Source organism: Agrobacterium sp. OT33 (genome assembly GCF_017313365.1).
GTDB lineage: Bacteria > Pseudomonadota > Alphaproteobacteria > Rhizobiales > Rhizobiaceae > Agrobacterium > Agrobacterium rhizogenes_A.
On the sequence record NZ_JAFLMZ010000010.1, the window covers coordinates 117,037 to 130,643 of the forward strand.

Here is a 13,607-nt window from a genome sequence, read left to right on the forward strand (position 1 = left end):
GCACGTAAAAATTCATTTCAGAAATGCTCGAAAACGTTTGAGAGAATAGGCGAACAGCGCGGCCCCGATCAGAAGCAGCATCAGGAGTTGCGGCCAGACGACCTCAAGCCCCGCACCCCGGAACAGTACGGACTGGGAAAGGATGACGAAGTGGGTGTTTGGGGCTGCAAGCATGATGTTCTGGACAATATCAGGCATGCTTTCGCGCGGAGTCTGCGCACCTGAGAGTACCTGCAGCGGCAGAAGTACAAGCATCAACAGCAAACCGAATTGCGGCATCGAGCCAGCGATCGTCGCCAGAAATATCCCAAGCGTTGCTGTTGCAAACAGGTGCAGAGCGGCTCCGCACAGAAATAAAACGACGGACCCCTGGACCGGGATCTGCAACAGGCCCTGTACGATTACGATCAGCGAGAACGACGACGCAAGCAACACGACCAATGCCGTTGACCAGATCTTGCTCACCATGATTTCAAAGGGTGTCACCGGCATGACCAGCAGATGCTCGATCGTTCCGTGCTCGCGCTCGCGGATCAGCGCAGCACCTGCGAGCACGATCGACAGCATGGTAATGCTGTTGACGATACTCATGATCGCGGCAAACCACCCCTTGTTGAGTTCAGCGTTGAAGCGGGCGCGCAGCATCAGATCGACAGGGACCGCGGTTGATGCCCGATAACGGTTGAGAAACTCACTGACTTCGCCGCTGACGATGTTTTGGACGTAACCGCCACCACTGAAGGCCTGTGTCATGCGCGTCGCATCCACGTTCAGCTGGATCGTCGGCGACTTCTGCGCCAGCAAATCTCGCTGGAAGTTCGGGGGTATGTCGAGAGCGAAGGTATCGAGCCCGTTGTCCATCCGCCGATCCATGTCAGCGATCGTGATCGTTTCGGGTTTGGTGAAATACGGTGCGTAGAACGACGTCGCGATGCGGCCAGACAGCGGAGATTGATCTTCGTCTACGATCGCGATCGTTGCTCGGTTGAGCGTCTCAGGCGAACCGGTCGCCGATGTGTAGACCGAAAAAGTGAAGGAGAAGATGATCAGAATGAGCATCACCGGGTCACGAAGCAGGCCGCGAATTTCCTTGATGCCCAACTGTACGATGTTTGATGACAGCATCTTCACGTCTCCTGCTTCTTCATGAGAAGGGAGCCGATCCCGAGCAGAACCGGAACCGAGAGCATCAGCGGCAGAAGCGTCCCTGACAGTTCCTCAAAACCGAGGCCCTTTGAAAACACGCCTCTGGAAACGGTCATGAAATAGGTTGTGGGATAGATGTTGGCGATGAGTGCCCCAACCCCGTCGAGTGAAGAGACCGGATCCGTGAAGCCCGAATACTGGATCGCCGGGAGCAGCGTGATCAGCGATGTCGCAAAGACTGCAGCCAACTGGCTTTTCATAAAAGACGAGATGACGAGCCCGATTGCTGTGGCAGCCGCCACATAGAAAAGCCCGGCGATCGTGAAGATAAGGAAACTTCCGGTGAACGGCACCTGGAAAAGAAAAATGGCAGCGCCAGCCAGCAGGAAGAAGTTCACCATGGCCAGCACCACATAGGGTATCTGTTTTCCGACAAGAAACTCCAACCTCGTCACCGGCGTGACGTAGAGATTGGTGATGGAGCCAAGTTCCTTTTCCCGCACGACGCTGAGCGCTGCCAGCATTGACGGAATGAGGAGAAGTAGAAGCGGAATGACACCGGGCACCATCGCGACCAGGCTTTTGATGTCGGGATTGTAGCGATAACGGATTTCGAGATTGAAATCGGGCTGCGTGGCGCGACTGCCGAGGGCCTCGCGTGCGATCGACGTCAGCCAGCTTGCATGCACGCCCTGAACATAGCCGCTGACCGTCTCGGCCCGCTGCGGATTTGATCCATCGATCCACCCGCCGACCTGGACATTTGTGCCCCTCAGAATATCACGTCCAAAACCGGGCGGTATTTCGAGAGCGAGATTGAGCTCACCGTTGCGCATGCGCCGGTCGAGATCGTCGTAGCTGGTAATGGGCTCTTTCTCGACAAAGTAACGCGACCCGGCGATTTCCAGAGCATAGCTGCGACTGATCGTCGAATCGTCTCGATCCAGAACCGCAAAGGTCAGATCCTCGACATCGAGATTGATGCCGAAGCCGATCACGAACATTAAGACGACGGTTCCGATGACCGCGAGCGTCGCGCGGATCGGATCGCGTTGTAGCTCAAGCGTCTCTCGCTTTGTGTAGCTGAACATCCGCTGGAAATCGAAGATGGGGTAGACGGATGGTGCCGGCGTCAGTGGGGGCGTAGCGTCGGCACCATCCGCCATGTCAGTCTGCCCGGGTTTGGTTTGGGGGGCAGACTGATTGGCTGCATCTCCTATTGCTTCCTCAAGATAGGAAATAAAAGCGTCTTCAAGCGAAACCGCCTTACGGGTCTGGGCTATAGCCGAAGGCGTATCGCTGATCAGCACCTTGCCGGCATGCATCAGCGAAATGCGGTCGCAAAGCTCGGCTTCGTTCATGAAATGGGTAGAGACAAAAATGGTGACACCGTCTTTGCGGGACAGGTCGGCAAGAATTTGCCAGAAACGGTCGCGAGCAACGGGGTCCACACCCGAGGTGGGCTCGTCTAGGATGAGTATATCTGGCGAATGGATCATCGCAACGGCTAGCGACAGACGCTGGCGTACACCGAGCGGCAGGGAAGCTGGCAGAAGGTCCATCTCGCGGTCCAGATCAAAGCGACTGGCCATGTCACGGACACGCTCAGGAATTGCGGTCTCATCAAGTTTGAACAGTCGGGCGTGTAGTTCGAGGTTTTGTCTGACTGTCAGCTCATTGTAGAGCGAGAACGCTTGGGACATGTAGCCAACACGTTTTCGAACAGCCATGTCATTCGCATCGACCGTCTTTCCGAACAGCCGCGCCTCTCCCTCGCTCGCCGCAAGAAGTCCCGTCAGCATTTTCATTGTTGTAGACTTGCCGCAACCGTTTGAGCCCAGGAAACCAAAGATTTCACCGCGGGGAATGCTGAAGCTGACATTGTCGACGGCAGTGAAGTCGCCAAAACGCATGGTCAGGTTTGTGGCTTCTATGGCGGGTTGGCCATCGAAGCTTGCGTCGCGGGGAGGGATGATGACGTTCTGATGCCCTTGCCTGTCCTGTTCGGGAAGAAGCGCGATGAATGCAGCGTCGAGGTTGTCGGCACCCGTTTGACGTAAAAGTTCGTCAGGACGCCCGGAAGCGAGAATTTTTCCCGCGTTCATTGCCACCAGCCAGTCGAACCGCGCGGCCTCCTCCATGTAGGCGGTGGCGACAAGCACGCTCATGCCTGGACGGCTTACTCTGATCCGGTCGATCAGTTCCCAGAACTGCCGTCGCGACAGCGGGTCCACCCCCGTTGTGGGTTCATCGAGGATCAACAGGTCGGGATCATGGATGAGAGCACAACAAAGACCGAGCTTCTGCTTCATGCCTCCCGAAAGCTTACCAGCCGGCCGGTCACGAAACGGCGCAAGGCCCGTGCTTTCGAGAAGATCCGTGACGCGCTCTTCGTGCTCCTTACCGCTCTGATTGAACAGGCCGGCAAAAAAGGCGATGTTCTCGGCGATGGAGAGGTTGGGATAAAGGTTCTTGCCGAGCCCCTGCGGCATGTAGGCAAATCTCGGGCAGATGAGGCGCCGGTGGCTGGCCTTGCGCATATCCCCGTCGAACACCGAAAGGGTGCCCTGTTGCATCGAGCGGGCGCCGGAGATCAGAGCCAGCAGGCTTGATTTACCGACACCATCAGGTCCGATCAGGCCAACCATCAGACCTGCGGGGATATCGAGCGAAATGTTGTCCAGAGCTGTTGTTTTGCCGTAGACGAGCTCGAGTTGATCAAAGGATACGATCGAAGCACTGGAATCCGGGCTCATCGCACCATCTTCTCTTCCAGGAAGATGGGCCACTCCGTACTCGGGTCGAGGCGCACATAGGCCATGCCCGGCAAGCCGGTTTTTACCTGCTGAATGTATTTCTGAAGGAGCTCCGGTGCGATCCGTGCCCGGATCCGGAAGGTCAGTTTTTGGCGCTCGTCGTCGGTCTCAACGGTTTTTGGCGTGAACTGTGCAACGTCGGCGACGAAGGAGACTGTGGCCGGGACCACGACCTCAGGCGCGGCATCCAGCACCAACCGGACTTCCGTTCCCATCGCGATACGGCCAGCCTGCTGGGTCGGCAGGAAAAAGGTCATGTAGACATCCGGAACGTCGACCATGTTGATGACCCGGCCACCGCTGGATAGCACCTCACCCGGTTGGGCGACACGATACTGAATGCGTCCATCCCTCGGCGCTTTCAATGTACTGTCGGCAATATCGGCATCTATACTCTCGATCGCTGCCTTGGCAGCTTCCACGGACGCTTGCGCATCAACCACCTGCGCCTTTGCGGAGTTGATCGCCGCGTCGGATGCCGCAAGCGATGCCTGTGCAGCACCAACTGTCGCCTGCGCACCGCGCTCGGTGGCCCTGTCGTCGTCCAGCGACTGCTGAGAGATTGTGTTGCCGCGCGCAAGCTGTTCGGATCGTGTCAGCTTTTGTTTGGCGGCATCGAGCTCTGCCTCGCGTTGCTGGATGACGGCTTCTGCCGCCCTGCGTTCTGCTTCTCTCTGAGCAACCAGACTTTGTGCCGTATCGATGCCGATCTCCGCACGCCGCAGCTCGGCTTCAGCCTGCCGTTTTTTTGCAACAAGCTGACTGGTGTCCATCTGCGCCAGAGTCTGACCGGCTTTTACGAACTCGCCTTCTCCAGCGAGTATGTCTTTCAGGCGCCCAGCCGTCTTGGCGGAAATGTCAATCTCAACTGCCTCCAGTCGGCCATTACCGCTGGCGATACCGTCGGGCAAGGCCGCGTCATTTGTCTTTTGCCATGCGTAAAATGCTGCGCCACCAATGACCACGACTGCTCCAGCCGTTAGCCACTTTCTCTTTTGAAACGCCACCTGAAATCCCCTTCGCACTACAGTCGCGAACCCGCCTTCACCGGATTGCTCCGATTTTTGCCCATCTTCCTTCAGTCTGGAAAATCGTCGCCCGCGATTTCTGTGGTAACAATGTGACGAACAGTCACGAAGAGTCAACACGTGTTGACGCATTAGCGAAATGGGGTCATTCTTGCCAAACAAAAAACAAGCAGAGGGTCGAATGCCGAAACGCAATGTCGTGCGAGGCGAAGGTGAAACGCGTCAGCGCATACTCGACGCCGCGATCCGGAGTTTCGCGGAGGCTTCCTATGACGAGGTCAGCCTGCGGGAAATCGCAACGGATGTAGGGGTTGATGTCGCCTATGTGCACCGTAGTTTCGGATCCAAGGAGCAACTGTTTCAGGAGGCGCTTGATGTTGCGGGCGCGGATTCAGGTGTGTCCGAAGACGCACGCGACGAACTTGTGAAGTCGCTGACGGATAAACTGTTTGACCGCCCACATTCGACAACGTCTCACGGCGTTGAACCACTCCTGCTATTGATACGCTCGCTCACCAGTCAAAAGGCTGGACAGCTTTCAGGTGCGCAGATCGAACGGGAGTTCATCGAGCCGATCCGTACCAAGCTTGGTGACGCGAACGGGTTTCGCTCTACGGTGATTATGTCGCTGCTGATTGGTTTAAGCATCATGCGAAATCTACTCGAGCTTCCCGGCGCGACCGAAACAGACGTCGAACAGGCACGAGCCTTTGTTGCGACAGTGCTACAGGGGATTATCGACCTTAAAACCGGGCAAGGCGAAGCCTGATTCATGGTGCGGATTGGTTGGTCAGGATGACGCCGGCAGTCGCCAGAATTACAGTCGTCGCTTTGCTACTTTTGGGGTCTGGATGTGCGGGACGCCCGCAAACCGAAATCTTGCCCACCGTCAAAACTGCAATCTCACCTGACACAAAAATCGTAGAAGTGCTTTCCGCGACGAACCGCACCAGAATGCCCGGTGAGACGGAAGCCTTCACTGCCATGCGCGCCACTCAGACCAGCTACAACCGCTTGGAGGTCTCCCTCCCTCCGAATCATCGGGCCGGGGAGATCGAGTGGCCGCAGTCGAAGCCCGATCCTCGTAGGAGCTTTGCCATTGTAGATCAGCAGGCGCTTAGCGAAGACGCGTTCTTCAAGAAAATATCGTCTTCCTCCCGCGGCAGCGAATTGGGGCTGTTCATCCATGGCTACAATGTAAGCTACCAGGAATCGATATACCGTCTTGCCCAAATGACCGCCGATTCCGGAGCAGAAGGCACAGCTGTGCTGTTTGGCTGGCCATCGCGTTCCTCTGTCTCAGCTTATGGGGTAGACAAGGAGGCTGTCACGAGCTCTCGCGATCAACTCGCGGCCCTGCTTGTAGGAGTAACGGCGTCCCGGAAATCAGGTGAAGTGCGGGTTCTTGCTCATAGCATGGGCTGCTGGCTGCTCATGGAAGCGTTGCGCCAGCTAAAGCTGGAAAAGCGCGGTGACGTGCTGAAGCGGCTTGATGTCTATCTGGCCTCTCCCGACATCGACGAAGATGTCTTCAGAACCCAATTGGCCGTCGTTGGCAAAATGCAAAATCCGCTAACTATCTTTGTATCGAAGGATGATACCGCGCTCACTGTTTCGGGCCTTCTGACGGGAGACACACCCAGACTGGGCGCTCTCGACGTCAGCGATCCCGTCGTCATACAGGCAGCGCGAGAAAAAGGAGTTCGTGTCATCGATATCTCGTCGATCAAGGCCCCTGACCAGTTTCGTCACGGACGCTATGCGGCTCTTGCCGTCAGCGCCGCGGCACTCGGCAAAGATGGAAAGCCGCAACGTCCGACCCTCGGCGAGGCGGGAGCTTACATCTTCGACGCTGCGGGTGCGGCGGTTTCCAGTCCGTTTCGTCTCGCCAGCCAGATTATCAATCCTTAACCAGACATGTTTAGCCCAGAGGATAGGTGTTCTTTCATCATTCCCGGTGCGAACGACGAGCGATTGCGAAGTCGCAATGCGGAGTTATTAGCTGCGCTGAAGCGGTCATCCATCAAGGAAAATTGTTGGGATCAGAATCGGTTTGCTGCTTGGGCTCAGGAAACGGGTAGTAGCGCGAGCAGATCGCTCCGTGATCGATGGTCAGCCGATACGATCTTTAAGTGCGACGGGGACGACAGAGCGTAGGGTACAAAGCGAACGGGCTTAACGACGGGTGGCCACGAAACAGGTTCCTTGCAGAAAAGACAAGGTCTCGAACGCGGACAGCCTTTGAAAAGATCCAGCCTGGCGCCAGTCTTCCACGAGCGGCTGAATATCAATGATTGGAAGTTCCGAGAATTTCCTGATTTCGTCAATGCAGCAAGAGACGGTCACGATCGCCGTGTAGTGCTGGTTCTGAATAGCCTTTCGAAATTCGGCCGGTGTCGTCACACTTGCAGCAGCCAGGCCCTCCGCGCCCAGGATGTGCTCCAGCAAAGTTGCAGCTCGTGCGTCTGGCAGATAGAGGCAGATTTTTCTGAGCGCGGAAAGCGCGACGAGATTGAACATTGGAAAACTCCTCGAATCCGGCGCAGGTTAGACTGCCGAAGTGTGCCGTAGGTTTCAGTTATGTTCTATTTTGTTGTGACCGCGCCTGCTGCGCATAAATCCGAATAAATCCCAACACAGTGCTGCACATGGACGAGATAAGTTTCCTCCCATCTGGACGAGGAAAAGGGCCAATGCGTCAGACAGCCAGTCAATCGAAGATACTTGTTTTTCTACCACAGGCTGCCGCGGCGATGGTTGTCGGCAAGCTGGCAGAGTGTGGATATGCCTCGCTCGCTGTATCGACGGTACCACAAGCCTTCGATGCTCTTCGCTCCGAAGAATTCGCCTTTGCTGTCACGACCAGACCCGAGATTGATCTGGTCCGCAACATTCGCGCCATACCGGTCGTCAATCTCGAAGTCTTTTTTCACGGCAGCACATCAGGCAACGGCGCATCGAAGCGGTTTGACGGCAGGGCATTTCTCGAACGGGTTAAATTTCTTGCCAATCCAGCTCCCGCGAGACCGGATCCCGCTATTGGGCGGGGAGCATCTGCCCAGATAGCCGACCCGCGGAAACCTCGCTGGTGGAGCATTGCCGCAAATGCGCTCCGGCTCTCGCGTCACCGCAAAGGCCTGATGGATGTTCAGTCCTGATCCAACGCAGGGTTCTGCCGTGCCTCTACCAGCTTCGCTTGTTTTTCTAAGGATCGCGGGACGCAGGCTGGCTGAAACGGCTCTGGGAGCCGAGAGTACGGATGAAAAATCGAATAGATGGTCGGGCGCCGCTGAGTTTTGGCGGGTTGCTGCTCCAAAAAAGGAACGGCTATTCTTCGGAGGGTGTTACTTGATGTTCTGGTTGATAGATGCCGCGTCACTCAGCGGATATGTCATCCTGGCCATATTCATACTCGTGGCGCTCGGGCGTTTCGCCAAACACTCAGTCACTGCGTTGGCAGAGAGACTGCCGCGTCGGTCACGATCCAGACACTATGTGATAGCCTGTGCCTCGGCAGCCTTCTTCTCGCTGCTGACGGTGAGGGGATGCTACATAGCCGCCATAATCGTCGACAGCCATTTTTCGCACCGACCCCTGGCGCGTTGTTCCTTGAGCATTGCCGGCGTACCTTTTGCGAGGTCGAGGTAGCCGAAAAGTTTCCTGACTGGGTGAATGTAGCAGTTCCGCCCTTCCGGACGGATGGCATTCCTTTGGGAGGTACGCTACTGCATTGAGCCAGCGCAAGGCCTCGCGTATTATGGGTACAAATCCGGTACCTATAATTCCTAGAACGGTCCATCTCAACTGAAAGGCCGGAAAACTGGTGGAAGGTGACGTTGAAGCAAACTGTCCGCGACCAAGGCGCGGACGACCCAAGACCTTGACCGAGGAGCAGCGCCGCAGCGCCGTTACTAAGGCGGCACACGAAGCATTCGTCGAACTTGGATTTGGAAAAACGACCACAGCAGTAATCGCAGCGAAGGCCAAGGTATCAAAGCGCGCGATCTACGAATTCTTCTCCGACAGGACCGAACTCTTCGCCGCGGTCATCTGTGAGCACAGGCATCTGATCCTTGACTTGCCACGCCCGGATGGCGAGGAGCTTCCGGTACTTGACGCGCTGGTGAAAATCTTCCGATTGGATATCGATGATGAGGCCGAACTCGGGCGGGAAGCCATCCTCAACCTGATCGTCCGGGAGTCCGTTCAGTTTCCGGAATTGTCCGATTACCTTTACGAGAACGAAATCCTCAGATCCCGCGAGGAGCTCGTCGATTGGCTCCAGGGGCAGGAAAGGAATAACAGAATGATTGTCGAAGACCCGCTTATATGCGCGGGTATGCTGATGGACATCGTCTTCGGCGCTCTCCTGCCCAGAAGAAGGCTCAAGCATCGCCCGGACCGAGCGCACAGGACGGTAGAAATAAAAAAACGGCTGGAGATTTTTCTGCGTGGCACTCAAACTACTTGAAGGCTGTTCCTCGAAAGCGCTACCAGCAGCTTTGGGATCAACGCTCGCGGAGCTGATAGTCTCCCAGCTTGGACGGCCAGCTAAGGATCGAAATGAATCCGCTATTCGAACAGCGACGGCGACCCGACAAAATGGAATCCATTTATGCCCATCGTTCCGCCAATTTTGCACCCCGATTCTCACCCCTTTGCGCGTTGCATCCGTCGCGATGCCCAGCAGGCAAATACCGCTTTCGTTCTCGTCCGTTAGCCGCCTCGGGGACGTCGGCGAGTTCGATCATTATCGCGGCCGGCGGGCTGTCATCCGCAGGCATCAAGGGCGCTCTTCGGCCGCGTGGAGCGGTAAGTCGCCATGCATGTGCGGGCGCGAGAATAGTTTCGAGCCCGACAAAAGCGAGTATGGATTTGCAGAGCCGTCGATCCTCGAGCGCCTTTCACTTGCTGTGTTGCAGAAGCCAATTGCGCACGCCAGGTCCAGACGTGACCGGCTCCGCCACCACTGTCCTCGCCCTCGGGGATAACCGTGCCTTTACGGAAGGCGACGTAGAAGACATCGTTGTCCGCTCCATCCTCTAACATGCTCTCGAACGCGGTCTGGAACCCGGCAGCGTCCGAGCGGCCATCCCAGACCGCGCGGGCCACTTTGGACCCGCTTTTTTCCAGCACTTCCGTGATGGCATTCATGCCCGGATATGCTTTGGGGTCGTCCTGTGAGACTATGATCCAGAGCTTCTTCTTCGCCATCGGCGCGACCTGCGCCGGGTCCCATTGGCCTGCTACGAGAAGCGAGGCAGCAAAGAGGTCAGGATACTTTATGTTGAGGGCGATAGAGGCCATACAGCCGCCCGATTGGCCCGTCGTGTAGAGCCGGCCTCCATCGAGGCTGTAGCGTGTCATCAGGTCGCGGATCAGACGGATGGTGATGTCCGGATAGTCGCTGATCTGCCAGGCGTCGTTGGCGATAGCCACGGGGTATTGTGGTGCCAGAACGAAGGCGGGCTGCTTTGCCTGATCCAGAGGGCTCGCAAAGGATATTGCCCCCAGCCCCTGTTGCAGCGTGCGCAGTGGGTTGGTGCCGGTCACGCCGGCGTCGTGCATGAACAGCACCAACGGATACGATCTGGAGTGGTCATAATCCTTTGGAACATAGAGATTGTAGGTGAGTGAGAGCCGGTTCCGGGATCGACGAACCTGAACTGCCTGAAATCGTCGACGATCAGATTGGCCTGCCGAGTGTTGATGATCGCCGTCGACGTCGGCTCAAAGGTGTGACCGGAAACCGCCTGTATCGGCGCGACCTGCGAGATCACAACCGTCGCCGGTTCCTCCACACCGGGCGCGAAGTTCACAGCACTCTCGTCTTCGGGATCGAGTTCTAGGGCGACGAAGCGGCCATCATACTGCATCAGGAGTAGTAAACCGCAATTTTCTTACCCCCGATATCTTGCACCTCGAAATCGCAATCGTAGATTTGCCTCAGCCGATCCGCCCGGATCACTTCCGCTGCCGGGCCCTGCAGCAGCACCCGTCCGTCCCGCATAGCAACAATGTGGTCGGAGTAGCTGGAGGCGAAATTGATGTCGTGCAACACCACAACCGCGGTCTTGGCGAAGTCGGTAGCCGCTCGGCGCACGAGCTTCATCATCGACACCGCATGGCGGATGTCGAGACTGTTGAGCGGCTCGTCGAACAGCATGTATTCGGTGTCCTGGCAGAGCACCATGGCGACGTAGGCGCGCTGCCGCTGGCCCCCCGAGAGCTCGTCCAGGAACCTGTCGCGCAGATCTTCCAGACCGAGATAGGCGAGCGCGCGGTTGATGTGCTCGCCGTCTGCCACGGTCAGTCGCCCCTTGCTGTAGGGATAGCGGCCGAAGGCCACGAGGTCGCGGACTGTCAGCCGGGCGGTCATGTGATTATCCTGGCGCAGGACCGACAGCCGCTTCGCCAGGACGTCGCCGGGCGTCGTCATGACGTTCAGGCCGTCGACGTGGATGGCTCCTCTGTTTACGGCAATCAGCCGTGCGACCATAGAAAGGAGTGTCGATTTACCGGCCCCGTTTGGCCCGATGATCGACGTCACGCCGCCGCCGGGCAGTGTCAGCGACACGCCGTCGACGACGACGGTCTCGCCATAGGTCTTGGTCACGGCAGAGATTTCGATCATCGAGCGGATCCTCTCATGATGAACAGAATGAAGAAGAGGCCGCCCGCGAACTCGATGATGATCGACAGCGCTGTATCGAAGGCGAGCAGCCGTTCCAGGATCGTCTGCCCCCCGACGAGGCAGATGACGGCAATCAGCGTCGCCGCCGGCAGCAGATAGCGGTGCTTGCCCGACGGCACGAGGAGATAAGCGAGATTGGCGATCAGGAGGCCGAAGAAGGTGACGGGCCCGACGAGCGCTGTCGACACCGAGACGAGGATCGTCACTATCACGAGTATCGCTCGCGTCACGCGAGGGTGATCGACGCCTAGCGCGACCGCCGTTTCCCGTCCGAGCGACATGACGTCGAAGGTGTGGAAGATGCGGAAAGCCGCAAGCGATACGATGGCGATCAGAAGCACGGACACGCCGAGCAGGTTGCCGTCGACCGAATTGAAGCTGGCGAACAGGCGGTCCTGAAGCACCACGAAGTCGTTGGGATCGATGATGCGCTGGAGGAAGCCCGAGAGGCTGCGGAAAAGGATGCCGAATATAATACCGATCAGCATCAGCAGGTGAAGCCCTTTCACGGAGCCTGAGAACAGGAAGCTGTAGAGGACCAGCGAGAAACCGACCATGATCGCGACCTCGATACAGAACATCAGCCTCGGGTCGATGGCAGAGACCGTTTGGGCTCCGAGGAAGAAAACCAGTAGTGTCTGGAGCAGGACATAAAGGGCGTCGAAACCCATGATCGAGGGCGTCAGGATACGGTTGTTCGTGATTGTCTGGAAAAGGACGGTCGAGATTGCGATTGCATACGCAACGAGTACGAGACTCGCGACTTTCACCCCGCGAAACGCCAGGATGAACGACCAGTCGCCGGTTGCTCCAAGCGTCATGAAGGCGCAGATTCCGGCCAGAGCGAGAACAGCAAGCAGCGCGAGAACGATGGATGCCTGGCGGCGGACGACGTCATACTGCACGGGAGCGCTTTCTTAAAAGCAGGTACAAAAAAAAGACGCCGCCGACGATGCCAAGAACCGAGCCGACAGGTATCTCGAAGGGTGCGTTGACCACCCGTCCGACGATGTCGCAGCCCAGCACCAGGATTGCGCCGCACAGCGCGATCCAGGGAAGAGTACGACGTAGGCTGTCTCCTGCTACCAAGCCGATCACATTGGGCACAATAAGCCCGACGAATGGCACGACCCCGGCCGTCACCACGACGGACGCGGTAACCAGCGAAACAATTATGAGGCCGAGTGTGAGTACGCGACGATAGTTGAGCCCGAGATTGGTCGCGAGTTCCTCACCCATGCCCGCGAGCGTGAACCGATCGGCGGCGATGTAAGCGGCTGCCGTTAGTCCGAAGGCGACCCAAAGGATCTCGTAACGCCCGCGCAGAACGGTGGAAAAATCGCCACTCGTCCAAGCTCCCATGGTCTGCATCATGTCGAAGCGATAGGCGATAAAGGCGGTGATGGCGCTGATCACGCCGCCGAGCATGATCCCGATGAGCGGCACCATCAGAACCGATCGCAATGGAATGCGTCTGAGGATCGCGAGGAACAGAGTTGTCCCTGCTAGAGCGAAGGCGGCTGCGACCAGCATTTTCAGGAAGACGGGTAGATCTGGCGCGAGGAGGAGAACGGTGAGCATGCCAAGGGCCGCCGATTCCACGGTACCCGCCGTAGAGGGCTCGACGAACTTGTTACGGGCAAGCATTTGCATGATGGTTCCGGCAACCGCCATTCCCGCGCCGGCTATCAGCAGCGCCAGCGTTCGTGGCAGTCGGCTGGCGCCAAGGAGCATCAGGGCCCTGTCATCCGCGTGCCCAAACAGGACCGCCAAAGGCGATATGCTGCTCACGCCGATGAACAGGCTGGCGACCGCAAGCGCGATGAGCAAAAGGATTGGCACCAAGAGTCTCACGATCGATCCAGCTTCACAAAAACAAGCAGATGGGCTGCTACGCGGCTACCCATCTGCGGTGCCAAGATT

At 57.4% G+C, this 13,607-nt stretch carries 13 protein-coding genes; 4 read left to right on the forward strand and 9 right to left on the reverse strand.

Annotation, left to right across the window (positions count from 1 at the left end):
- Positions 1-12: 12 nt before the first annotated feature.
- From JZX88_RS22590 to JZX88_RS22600, 3 genes are read right to left on the reverse strand one after another with little or no spacing between them, the layout of a single operon-like run.
- The gene (locus JZX88_RS22590) at positions 13-1,125 is read right to left on the reverse strand and encodes an ABC transporter permease (protein ID WP_206914799.1); all 1,113 of its coding nucleotides are present in this window, start codon (positions 1,123-1,125) and stop codon (positions 13-15) included.
- Positions 1,126-1,127: 2 nt separating this feature from the next.
- Positions 1,128-3,902, reverse strand: coding sequence for a ribosome-associated ATPase/putative transporter RbbA (gene rbbA, locus JZX88_RS22595; RefSeq protein ID WP_206914800.1), 2,775 nt, complete (start codon positions 3,900-3,902; stop codon positions 1,128-1,130).
- On the reverse strand, positions 3,899-4,969 hold the full coding sequence (locus JZX88_RS22600) for an HlyD family efflux transporter periplasmic adaptor subunit (RefSeq protein WP_206914801.1): 1,071 nt from the start codon (positions 4,967-4,969) through the stop codon (positions 3,899-3,901). The genes rbbA and JZX88_RS22600 overlap by 4 nt, the downstream gene beginning before the upstream one ends.
- A gap of 202 nt (positions 4,970-5,171) precedes the next feature.
- Between JZX88_RS22600 and JZX88_RS22605 the strand changes: the two genes are divergently transcribed.
- Together JZX88_RS22605 and JZX88_RS22610 are read left to right on the forward strand one after the other, a co-directional pair.
- Positions 5,172-5,759, forward strand: coding sequence for a TetR/AcrR family transcriptional regulator (locus JZX88_RS22605; protein WP_206914802.1), 588 nt, complete (start codon positions 5,172-5,174; stop codon positions 5,757-5,759).
- A 110-nt stretch (positions 5,760-5,869) separates the two neighbouring features.
- Entirely contained in the window at positions 5,870-6,901 is a 1,032-nt protein-coding gene (locus JZX88_RS22610; protein ID WP_206914803.1) for an alpha/beta hydrolase, read from the forward strand.
- A 264-nt stretch (positions 6,902-7,165) separates the two neighbouring features.
- On the opposite strand, the gene JZX88_RS22615 is transcribed toward JZX88_RS22610, so the two are convergent.
- The gene (locus JZX88_RS22615) at positions 7,166-7,510 is read right to left on the reverse strand and encodes a hypothetical protein (protein WP_206914804.1); all 345 of its coding nucleotides are present in this window, start codon (positions 7,508-7,510) and stop codon (positions 7,166-7,168) included.
- Positions 7,511-7,683: 173 nt separating this feature from the next.
- Between JZX88_RS22615 and JZX88_RS22620 the strand changes: the two genes are divergently transcribed.
- Both JZX88_RS22620 and JZX88_RS22625 read left to right on the forward strand, forming a co-directional pair.
- A complete protein-coding gene (locus JZX88_RS22620) occupies positions 7,684-8,148 on the forward strand; it encodes a hypothetical protein (RefSeq protein WP_206914805.1) in 465 nt (154 codons plus the stop codon).
- A 722-nt stretch (positions 8,149-8,870) separates the two neighbouring features.
- Positions 8,871-9,461: a TetR/AcrR family transcriptional regulator gene (locus JZX88_RS22625; RefSeq protein WP_206914806.1), complete on the forward strand. Its 591-nt coding sequence runs from the start codon at positions 8,871-8,873 to the stop codon at positions 9,459-9,461.
- A gap of 299 nt (positions 9,462-9,760) precedes the next feature.
- Here JZX88_RS22625 and JZX88_RS22630 read toward each other — a convergent pair whose 3' ends face one another.
- Genes JZX88_RS22630 through JZX88_RS22650 form a run of 5 tightly spaced genes read right to left on the reverse strand, consistent with a single transcriptional unit; the run spans position 9,761 to position 13,541 of the window.
- Positions 9,761-10,558: a hypothetical protein gene (locus JZX88_RS22630; RefSeq protein ID WP_206914807.1), complete on the reverse strand. Its 798-nt coding sequence runs from the start codon at positions 10,556-10,558 to the stop codon at positions 9,761-9,763.
- On the reverse strand, positions 10,540-10,866 hold the full coding sequence (locus JZX88_RS22635) for a hypothetical protein (protein ID WP_206914808.1): 327 nt from the start codon (positions 10,864-10,866) through the stop codon (positions 10,540-10,542). The genes JZX88_RS22630 and JZX88_RS22635 overlap by 19 nt, the downstream gene beginning before the upstream one ends.
- Positions 10,866-11,624 (reverse strand): ABC transporter ATP-binding protein, encoded by a 759-nt coding sequence (locus tag JZX88_RS22640; RefSeq protein ID WP_206914809.1) that lies wholly within the window; start codon positions 11,622-11,624, stop codon positions 10,866-10,868. The genes JZX88_RS22635 and JZX88_RS22640 overlap by 1 nt, the downstream gene beginning before the upstream one ends.
- A complete protein-coding gene (locus JZX88_RS22645) occupies positions 11,621-12,589 on the reverse strand; it encodes an iron chelate uptake ABC transporter family permease subunit (protein ID WP_371741233.1) in 969 nt (322 codons plus the stop codon). Before JZX88_RS22645 ends, JZX88_RS22640 begins: the two co-directional genes overlap by 4 nt.
- Positions 12,579-13,541 (reverse strand): ABC transporter permease, encoded by a 963-nt coding sequence (locus tag JZX88_RS22650; protein ID WP_371741240.1) that lies wholly within the window; start codon positions 13,539-13,541, stop codon positions 12,579-12,581. The genes JZX88_RS22645 and JZX88_RS22650 overlap by 11 nt, the downstream gene beginning before the upstream one ends.
- Positions 13,542-13,607: the final 66 nt, after the last annotated feature.

Bases quoted from the DNA above. Each gene is read 5' to 3' on its own strand.
- JZX88_RS22590 (WP_206914799.1), bottom strand. From the start codon at position 1,125: ATGCTGTCATCAAACATCGTACAGTTGGGCATCAAGGAAATTCGCGGC.
- rbbA (WP_206914800.1), bottom strand. From the start codon at position 3,902: ATGAGCCCGGATTCCAGTGCTTCGATCGTATCCTTTGATCAACTCGAG.
- JZX88_RS22605 (WP_206914802.1), top strand. From the start codon at position 5,172: ATGCCGAAACGCAATGTCGTGCGAGGCGAAGGTGAAACGCGTCAGCGC.
- JZX88_RS22615 (WP_206914804.1), bottom strand. From the start codon at position 7,510: ATGTTCAATCTCGTCGCGCTTTCCGCGCTCAGAAAAATCTGCCTCTAT.
- JZX88_RS22620 (WP_206914805.1), top strand. From the start codon at position 7,684: ATGCGTCAGACAGCCAGTCAATCGAAGATACTTGTTTTTCTACCACAG.
- JZX88_RS22630 (WP_206914807.1), bottom strand. From the start codon at position 10,558: ATGCACGACGCCGGCGTGACCGGCACCAACCCACTGCGCACGCTGCAA.
- JZX88_RS22635 (WP_206914808.1), bottom strand. From the start codon at position 10,866: ATGCAGTATGATGGCCGCTTCGTCGCCCTAGAACTCGATCCCGAAGAC.
- JZX88_RS22640 (WP_206914809.1), bottom strand. From the start codon at position 11,624: ATGATCGAAATCTCTGCCGTGACCAAGACCTATGGCGAGACCGTCGTC.